1 protein-coding gene is annotated in these 1,772 nt (G+C 45.3%); it reads right to left on the bottom strand.

The window, feature by feature from the left end; translation table 11 throughout:
* A partial coding sequence (locus ABID23_RS07880; protein WP_354190937.1) for a hemagglutinin repeat-containing protein occupies positions 1–1,772 on the bottom strand: 1,772 nt, incomplete at both ends.

Below are 1,772 nucleotides of genomic sequence, written 5' to 3'. Positions count from 1 at the left end.
ATTTTTATTAACAGCCAATTGGACAGCATTACCCGCAGCATCATCTGGTGAATTAAAAATGCCATTGTAGAACATATAAACAGCACCATTAGGGCTTTTTTGTAAATGCTTTTCTTCCTCTGGCTTTAAAAAGTGATACAAAGTGATATATTTTCCATCACTGCCTTTTATAGGTTTTCCATTTTCATCGGTTAAATAGAGTACTTTGCCATTTTCATCATGCAAAACCTCACCCACTGGGTGCTCTTTGACATTTGTGATTTTATAAATTTTATCAAAATATCCCAATCCTTCATCCGATAAATCATTGATCATATCTAGGCGATTATGCACTACTTCTTCAAGCGGTGCGACATCTAGCTGTTCTACTGCTTGGTGGGCTGTAGCGGTGTTGCGGTTGAGTGCATCAATGATTTGTCCAGCATCTTGCCCCATCGCCCTCTGTCCAGTTGTATCAGTAAGGATGATAGTCCCATCGCTGATAGCAGATTTGGTTTCCCCTTCTGCTGCATCCTTGGCTTTGCCGTGATTTAAAACATTCTTGGCAATGTTCTTTATCGTATCATTCCCAGAAATGCTAAACCCATGGCTGCTGGCTTTAGCATGGGCACTGTTGTTGATGTCACTGGTGCTAATGCTTCCTGTGGTCAGGCTGTTTTTATCTGCCGGCGCGGTGCTGGCAATGATACCTCCGGTCAGTGTTGTTTTATCTTTAACAATGATATTAAAGCCGCCATCACCCGCTTTGATGCCTGATTGTTCCACAACACTATGATAATCACTAGAGGATTTATCCTTTTGGAAAGAGGCGCTCATGGAGCCCCCACCACCCGTTTGTCCAGCACCAAACCCAACAGAAACAGAGTTTTGCTTGCTGGAACTTTGTCCCGTATCACTGCGGCTGGTAATGGCAAAATCACCCCCTACTTCCATTTCTACACGCTCTCCAGAAACCACGGCGCCTGCCAATGTGGTGTTTGCCCCACTCGTGGTATGAACAGTGCCGCTACCTATAATATGGCTGTTTTTGTGTTGAACTTCCTCACTGGAACCTTCCCCTTGACTAAAAGCAGCACTGCCCGTTGCCCCTGCGCCACCCGTGCCATAACCGGTGCCAACACTCATTGAAGAACTTTCACTGCTGTTTTGTGTGCTTTGCGTGTTTTGCGCACTTTCAAAGGTGATATGTTGCCCTGCTTCCATGGTGATATTCCCGCTCTGTGCATCATTGTCCAGCACATAGATTGGATTGGTGCCGGCAATAATATCGGCTCCAACACCATGGATACTGCCTTTGTGGGCTTGCATGTTAACAGCGCGTCCGCCTTCTATGCTATCTGTCACCGCTGTGGAGACTTGAGAAGAGGCTTCTGTTTTCTCAGTTTTAAAGCCCACGGTTACACTGCCAGATGCGCCTGCCATATTGGCAAGAACATCCTTGGTGGAGCCCCCCATCCCTCCTAATGAGCTACTCAGTCCTTTGGTTATGTTCCCCTTTTCCCCTGTGTTGCCAGTCAGCCAATTAATAAAATTCCTGCCTTTGTTAAAAAGGTGATTGATTTTCATGCCGGTCAGTATGCCATTAATAACTGTGTTATTGCCATCCTTATTGTTCATACGGTCCGCTGAATCTTTTAAGCCTTGTACCGTGCCAAGGACACCGATATCAACGGAAGTTGTCACACCAGCAAAAGACTTTTCATGCTTTTCTTTTGCGTTAGAGGTATCATAGCTTTCTGATAGGGTGATATTATTGCCGGCATCCATGTTGA

This window comes from Bartonella silvatica (genome assembly GCF_040545155.1).
In the GTDB taxonomy this organism is placed as follows: domain Bacteria; phylum Pseudomonadota; class Alphaproteobacteria; order Rhizobiales; family Rhizobiaceae; genus Bartonella; species Bartonella silvatica.
This window is presented reverse-complemented; position numbering and strand designations above follow the sequence as displayed.